This window comes from Sporolactobacillus caesalpiniae (assembly GCF_040513385.1).
GTDB lineage: Bacteria > Bacillota > Bacilli > Bacillales > Sporolactobacillaceae > Sporolactobacillus.
On record NZ_JBEVCB010000002.1, the window covers coordinates 561,626 to 568,286 of the forward strand.

6 protein-coding genes and 3 pseudogenes are annotated in these 6,661 nt (G+C 39.2%); 4 read left to right on the forward strand and 5 right to left on the reverse strand.

Features of this window, described 5'->3' with window-relative positions; genetic code table 11:
* Positions 1-18: 18 nt before the first annotated feature.
* Positions 19-1,372 (reverse strand): annotated as a pseudogene (locus ABWW58_RS06070) (IS4 family transposase).
* Positions 1,373-1,738: 366 nt separating this feature from the next.
* On the opposite strand from ABWW58_RS06070, the gene ABWW58_RS06075 reads away from it, so the two are divergent.
* From ABWW58_RS06075 to ABWW58_RS06085, 3 genes are all read left to right on the forward strand, one after another.
* A complete protein-coding gene (locus ABWW58_RS06075; protein WP_353868287.1) occupies positions 1,739-2,221 on the forward strand; it encodes a hypothetical protein in 483 nt (160 codons plus the stop codon).
* Between the two features lie 37 nt (positions 2,222-2,258).
* Entirely contained in the window at positions 2,259-2,924 is a 666-nt protein-coding gene (locus ABWW58_RS06080) for a DUF1643 domain-containing protein (RefSeq protein ID WP_353868288.1), read from the forward strand.
* A gap of 168 nt (positions 2,925-3,092) precedes the next feature.
* A complete protein-coding gene (locus tag ABWW58_RS06085) occupies positions 3,093-3,908 on the forward strand; it encodes a hypothetical protein (RefSeq protein ID WP_353868289.1) in 816 nt (271 codons plus the stop codon).
* 22 nt (positions 3,909-3,930) lie between these two features.
* Here the strand turns inward: ABWW58_RS06085 and ABWW58_RS06090 are convergent.
* Positions 3,931-4,218: pseudogene (locus ABWW58_RS06090) on the reverse strand (IS1634 family transposase); the annotation flags it as partial.
* An 82-nt stretch (positions 4,219-4,300) separates the two neighbouring features.
* On the opposite strand from ABWW58_RS06090, the gene ABWW58_RS06095 reads away from it, so the two are divergent.
* Entirely contained in the window at positions 4,301-4,714 is a 414-nt protein-coding gene (locus tag ABWW58_RS06095) for a GIY-YIG nuclease family protein (protein WP_353868291.1), read from the forward strand.
* 119 nt (positions 4,715-4,833) lie between these two features.
* Here ABWW58_RS06095 and tnpA read toward each other — a convergent pair whose 3' ends face one another.
* The 3 genes and pseudogenes from tnpA to ABWW58_RS06110 form a co-directional block, all read right to left on the reverse strand.
* A complete protein-coding gene (gene tnpA, locus ABWW58_RS06100) occupies positions 4,834-5,265 on the reverse strand; it encodes an IS200/IS605 family transposase (protein ID WP_353868292.1) in 432 nt (143 codons plus the stop codon).
* A 238-nt stretch (positions 5,266-5,503) separates the two neighbouring features.
* Positions 5,504-5,593 (reverse strand): annotated as a pseudogene (locus ABWW58_RS06105) (hypothetical protein); the annotation flags it as partial.
* A 568-nt stretch (positions 5,594-6,161) separates the two neighbouring features.
* A partial coding sequence (locus ABWW58_RS06110; RefSeq protein WP_353868293.1) for a hypothetical protein occupies positions 6,162-6,661 on the reverse strand: 500 nt, incomplete at its 5' end.

Consider the following 6,661-nt stretch of genomic DNA (forward strand, 5'->3'; position numbering starts at 1 on the left):
ATTCTTGAATAAATTAGCTCAGTCTGCCACTTTTTTCAGCTGTTCCTGATAGTTAGACGGCAGTTTGGCCAAAAATCGTGCAATAATCTGATCCAGGACTTTCTCAGACAGAACGGGTTCATTCTCGAAGGCCTCTTGAAACAGATCGATGAGTTGTCGAATCGCTTCGGTAAAGGTGATATCTGCAAGTTCATCAACCATGAGATAAAACAACTCGCCTAGGGTACGGTCATCCTCCTGTTCGCGGTGCTGCACCGCAAGCAAGGAATAGCCAATAGCCAATAGCCACGCAGACTGTATGCGCAAAGATCCCATCATAGGATAAGCCCTGATATTTGGCCAGTCGGAGATATTGCTTGCACATTTTGAAGTATACCTCGATCGACCAGCGCTTCCCGTAAAGCCGGATGATCTCATCTTCAGAAAGCTGCGTGTCTGTCGACGCCAGCACGAGATATTCTTTGCGCTTCCGGCGACTGCGGACATAAACCAGTTTCAGGGGAAATGGTTCTTCTCCCTCGACCACGACTTCAACGATTGTGGAAAGCAGGTAGCGCGACCGTCCGCGACGTTTTTTCTGAGCTTTGAAGATGGCTTTGACGTCCATCATTTGACCGTTGAACCGGTAATACGCTTTTTTAGACTTCTTGACCATGGCAACCGTATGAAGTTTTAGTTGTCATAGCTGATGAAACATCATTGGGCTTGAGAACCATGAGTCAAACAGGACGTACGAAGCGCGGACGCCTTGATTCAGAGCGGATGCAATCAGTTCCCGAGCGACATCGGTCCCTTTGCGTTGAGCCTGAAGCTTTCGCTTCCCGGACCGTGTCCGGGCATCCGCTTTTGTGTCGCAAACCTGATTCTTGCCGGAAAGCAGGGAAAAGGTGACCGGCAGGAACGTGTTGCCGTCGCTCCAGCCCAACCCCCGCGTATGCCTGCGCTTGGCGTGGTCAAACTGGAACGCCGCTAGTTCTACGTGTTTCGCATTGGCGCGTTCATACATAGAATCATCGACAATGAACACGTTCTTACGCGCCGAGTCAGTCAGCGGATCGATGAATCGAATGATTTGGCGACAGAGCAGAATCAAGAACTTTTGCCAGTTGATCTTGCCGCTGTTCAGCAAATTGCGAAACGTCTTATCCGAGAAGCTGAGCTGGTTTCGATGCTTCAGATAATCGCGATACGTTGACTTGTTGGAAAAAATCGTGCTGAGCAAATAACAGAACAGGACACGGAAAGGTACTCCTTTTGTCTTGGTGGCATGAGAGGCCCGTGCAATTTGTGCCAAATGAAATCGGTTAAAAAAGGTTAGGACGGAATCTAAAATGCCGGCTGATGAACGATCATTACGTGTTATACTTTTCATAGCATGAATCGACCTCGATTAATTGGAAATTGGTACTTCAATTATGCCGAGTGTTCGTTATTCATGCTTTTATTTTTGCATTACTCCCTTATCTGACAAGGCATGAAGGCCGTTTTTGATGTTTCAAGCTTTAGTTTCTTCAATAAACGATGGATTACCCAATTGAAAAACTGTTGTGTAATTAAAGAAGTATAATGTGCTTCTGCAACCGTCCCACAATATGTACATAGTAACCTACCACAAATATCTTCACGTATCGCTTATCCTCTTCTCCGAAGCGAGGAAAGTTGAATTTGAAGGTAACAGTCGACATTTTTCTATTAGTGTGTTACCATTGGTTTGAATCTAATGGGGGGGTGTGATAAAATGGCACAAGTTTTTGATGCAATTAGGGCAATCTTCATACCTGCAACAGGTAGCCATCCAAAAAATGCAGAGTACCGTGTTGCCTGGGGAAAAGAAAAATGGGGAAATACTAAATACGGTGTCACTAAGGTTCAAATGTCATACAACGGAAATATTGCAGGTATGTTAAGTCCTTCTTTTCCAGATGAAACATTTGACGAAAGAGCTGTAATATTTGCTTTACACCTTCTTAAAAGTCCGACTTATGGAACAAATTCAAAAATGAGTAAAGACATTTTGGTCTTACGTAAAGTTGGAATAGATGATGACTTGGATGATGTAACGGACAAAATTATCGAAGAACTCATAGCTATGACAATTGATATATTCGATTCTAAGAAAAATCCATTATCAGTGATTGTCCGCGTTGAGCCTAAAGAACAGTTTAATCTTGATGACTCCACTTTTGCCTTTCTTTTTAGGGCTGATGTATTCCCATCTTGATTAAAAATTGTTTTTCATAAAGGAGGCTAAAAACATTATGCCTAAATATCCAAAAAAATACACGCAAAATGCAGGTTCGATTACTTGTGACACCCATCGTTATAAAGCTTTTGGAACTCGAAAGTATCTTCATATTGAGTTAAATAATAAATACGATAAGGATTTAACTTTTTACTTGATGAACCCGAGTGATGCTGATCAAAATTTTTCTGATGCCACAGTCAATAGGTGTATAGATATCGCGTATTCCTTTTTTGGAAAATATGAAATCGGTTCGATTTCTATCGTAAATGTATTACCTTTTTATGAGCCCAAGTCCGCTAAACTTCAAAATGTTATTCAAACTGTCAAAAGTTTTTCTTTATCCTTTTATGAAAATGAAATTACAAGCAATTTAAAAGTGGTAAAACGAACAATTAAAGAGTCAACCTATGTTTTCTTAGCGACTGGCGGTATCCCCAATGTCGATGACAAAACAGAATATCGAAAATTAATACATGATATTTACCAATGGGTTGAAGAATCAAAAGGTCAAGCCTTTATAGGAAAAAAGTATAATGATAAAGGTTTCCCAACTAAGAAATACTCCAGACATATTCACCCATTTCGAAGAGGTTTTTTAGAAGAAGCGCAGCTTCATGATTTAATAGACGGTAAATTCATTGCGAAAGGTGATCCATTCAAGGTTACATTTAAGCAATGAATTTAGACACCCATTACCATACCGCCAGGAAATGCTTCTTAAGTATTAAAATCCCAATTTGTTTTAATCGCAGAGTAAATTACAGATACTTTAAATAACATTCTAGTTTAGAGTGTTAACTCTTAAAAAGAGTATCTAGGTAAAAATCAAGAAAATGAGGTAACATTCATGAGTGACGAAAAAGTGATACGACTTACCCCGAAAAATTCAGTTTTGCGCGAATTATACTTGATATCAGGAAATCAGTGTGCCTATCCTGGATGCGTCAGACCAATGATTGACTCACATGGAAACTTTGTTGGTCAAATATGTCACATTGAAGCAGCAATGCCAGGTGGTGAGAGATTTAATTCTAGTATGAGTAATGAAGATAGAAGAAAACTTAGTAACCTCATTCTAATGTGTCATGAGCACCATATAGTAACTAATAACATTCATGAATACACTGTCCAAAGACTAAAAAAAATTAAAAAAGATCATGAAAACAAATTCAGCAACATCATATCAAAATTGGTCCATTCTATTGAAGATTTAACTCAACTACAAGAAAGTGTTGTTCCTAAGACTTTATCAAAAATGAACACGATATTACATTGGGGTAACACAGAAGATGAATTGCTACTTTGCATTGACGAAATCAACCAATGGATAAGTCGATTAAGAAAGTTGACACCAAACACTAGAAAGATATTTGTCATTATGCTTGAACGATCAGAAGCAGCTTACCCACAATATATAATTCCAATAGAAGAAATTGAACTTGTTACTAATTTGACAAATATTGAATTAAGGAAACATATAGTTTTACTGACTAAATATAGGTTTATTTCGGAAGTATATCTTGATGAACACGGATATATTTGCGATTTAAACACTTTTGATAGCGGATGGGAATTTTGGGAAGAACTCATAAGATTCTCTCAAAAAACAGCATCAAGTCTTGAAGAAATAATTGTTAATTTAGATTTTAGTATTCTAGACTAGTGCACTGTAGCCTTAATTCCCGTTACACATCACTAGGCATCGGGATATCTAGAGCCGTATAAATAGCCTTCTGAGCGGTCAATATTTCGCCCACCCTTAGTGCCTGGCCTGGGGATTCAAAAGCCTCAATCACATCTAATTTATCGAATAAAGCTTGAATCGTGTAGTCTTTGAAAAGCTTTTGGATCTGCATCTTTCTCTTAATAGACGCAAGCAGGATCAACCCAACAACACTTACAAAAAGTTTTCCATCTAAGGCTGATTCTGATGAAACGAACATGCGACGCGAGTTCAGCCGCTTCTTTATGTTATATCGCTCGATAAGGCTAAAGGCCTTGGGTAAAGACACTGAATTTGGAAACTAACCTTAAAATAATGTTGAGGTGTGCATCATGACGTCCATTGAAATCAAATTGAAAGAAGCTCAGCAGCTTCTTAATTCTCTTATTTCTAGCAAAATTCATCATTTTTCTACGCTTAAGCCATCACATTTGAAAGAAAATCTTACAGCTGTCTACGTTATTTTCACAGAGCAAGAAACTTTATATGTTGGTCGTACGAAGAATTTAAGAAGAAGACTCTACACTAATCACCTTCAAGGAAACCTATCAACAGCTAGATTGAAGAAGTATTTAATCGATGATGATCGTCTTCCTGAGATTAATTCCTCGGAATTAGCGAAAGAATGGATCAAATCAAACTGTTTCTTCCGTTACATTGAAATTACTAACTCAAAAAGTCGCGGTCACGCTGAGGGAATGATTGGATATTTATTAAATTCCCGATATATTGAAGATGAGCACTAAACGCCCACCTGCTAAAGCAGGTGGGTTCAGACATAAATGTCTGCGACTTAAAGTCGCCATTCAAGACTGAAGTCTTCTGAAAGCCCTTGTGCTCATAGCACACTGAATGTTGACTGAACTCAGTTGTCAATCTTGAACATGTCGTTCTTGACCTTATTTGACTGGTTCGCAATATAATTTCGAATGATTTCTTCTGTCACGTTGCCGACTGTTGCGCAGAAATAGTCTCTCGACCATAGATGCTGACCCCAATACCTTTTTTTGAGTTCTGGACACTCATCCTGAAGCAATCGAGATGCGTGTCCTTTCAGATACTGCATAATTTTACTCGGTGCAAGGCTCGGCGGACATGAAATCAGCAAATGAATATGTTCCTTGCCTATGCTCCCCTGCAGGATTGTGACTCCACGGGCTTCACATCCCTGTCGGATGAGTTCACGCAGTCGAACGGCGACTGGACCACGCAGCACTTGATAACGATATTTGGTCACCCAAATCACATGGTACTTGCTATCATAGACCGCATGACCGCTTTTCTGATAACCGTCCATACTTTTCACCTCTAGCAAAAGTATGGACATGAAAAGATAAGGCTAAAAGCGGATACCGTCTAAAGACGGTGGGTTTAGACCACGCTTTTGGAAACTAAAAAACGTAAAAGTACTAACCTCGCTTATCTTATCCGAGAGTTTAATCAAGTATTATACAATTGATGACTCGCATTAATCAAATAATTATCAAGGGTACTGAAGGGCCTTGTGCTCAATGCACACTGAATTCTGACTGAACTCAGTCATCAATCTTGAAAATGTCGTCCTTGATTTTATATGATTGGTTGACAATATAAGTACGGATGATTTCATCGGTCACCGTACCGACGGCCGCACAAAAATAACCTCTGAACCATAAGTGCTGTCCCTAATACTTTTTTCAGTTTTGAAAATTCATCTTGTAATAACCTCGATGAACGTCCTTTCAGTTACTGTATGACTTTACTAGCAGCCGGGCTGGGCGGACAGGAGATCAAAGTGAATTTGTTCTTTACACACTCCCTAGCTGAATAGTGATTCCTCTAGCTTCACAACCTGCGGGATTAATTCTTGTAATCGAACAGCAATCTGACTCCACAGCACTTTATACTGATATTTTGTCACCTAGATCACGTGATACTTGATATTTTAGATCGCATGACCATTTTGATAACTGTCCTTATTTTCACCTTCACCTTTGTAAAAAGTATGGGCACAAAAAAATAAGGCTAAAAGCGGTATCACTCAATATTTTTCATAATTTTTCCAAATCTGATTCTCCAATACAACTTAATCCATGTGGTATACTAGCGTCCTGAAAATTATTGAGTTTAACTAACATATTTTTGTTCATTTTTTTCCCATTCCTTTTTTGAATTTTTTTAAAAATCATGCTTATTTTTTGTGAAAATGTATAGTCAATACTTCGCACAATTTGACTCTTCGTCAATAATGGAAAATCCCTCTACAAGTTTCCATTCATATATTTTCATCAACGGCTCCACAACCAACTCTCTTACCTTTGCTTCACTCGTAATCTCGGCCAACGACAAGAAATAGTTAGTAATTTTTATATCTGTATAATCCGTTTGATATAGTTTTGAATAGCGATCACTTAATAAATACGATTCCTTTTCCCAACCTGCGGATATAATGCCATTACATTTGACCAGCGGCTTTCCATCTTTCCGTTCTGCCACTGCACATGACAGAATGGGATATTTGATTTGACGATCTTCGTCTAGTCCATCAAATAGGATATTGAATGCTAGACCTTTATCGGGATTATCTTTTGTGTAGACACGCTGTATGAAGTAAGGAAGCCAGAATTCGGGGGATTCAAAGCTGGATGAACGGTCCCAGGTGACTCCATGGTCGCCCACTGCCGTCCAGCCTTTTTTGGCGAATTCGTCTTCGA

What these genes read in the sequence shown, in the direction of transcription:
- ABWW58_RS06075 (WP_353868287.1), top strand. Translation starts at nt 1,739, where the DNA reads ATGGCACAAGTTTTTGATGCAATTAGGGCAATCTTCATACCTGCAACA.
- ABWW58_RS06080 (WP_353868288.1), top strand. Translation starts at nt 2,259, where the DNA reads ATGCCTAAATATCCAAAAAAATACACGCAAAATGCAGGTTCGATTACT.
- ABWW58_RS06085 (WP_353868289.1), top strand. Translation starts at nt 3,093, where the DNA reads ATGAGTGACGAAAAAGTGATACGACTTACCCCGAAAAATTCAGTTTTG.
- ABWW58_RS06095 (WP_353868291.1), top strand. Translation starts at nt 4,301, where the DNA reads ATGACGTCCATTGAAATCAAATTGAAAGAAGCTCAGCAGCTTCTTAAT.
- tnpA (WP_353868292.1), bottom strand. Translation starts at nt 5,265, where the DNA reads ATGGACGGTTATCAGAAAAGCGGTCATGCGGTCTATGATAGCAAGTAC.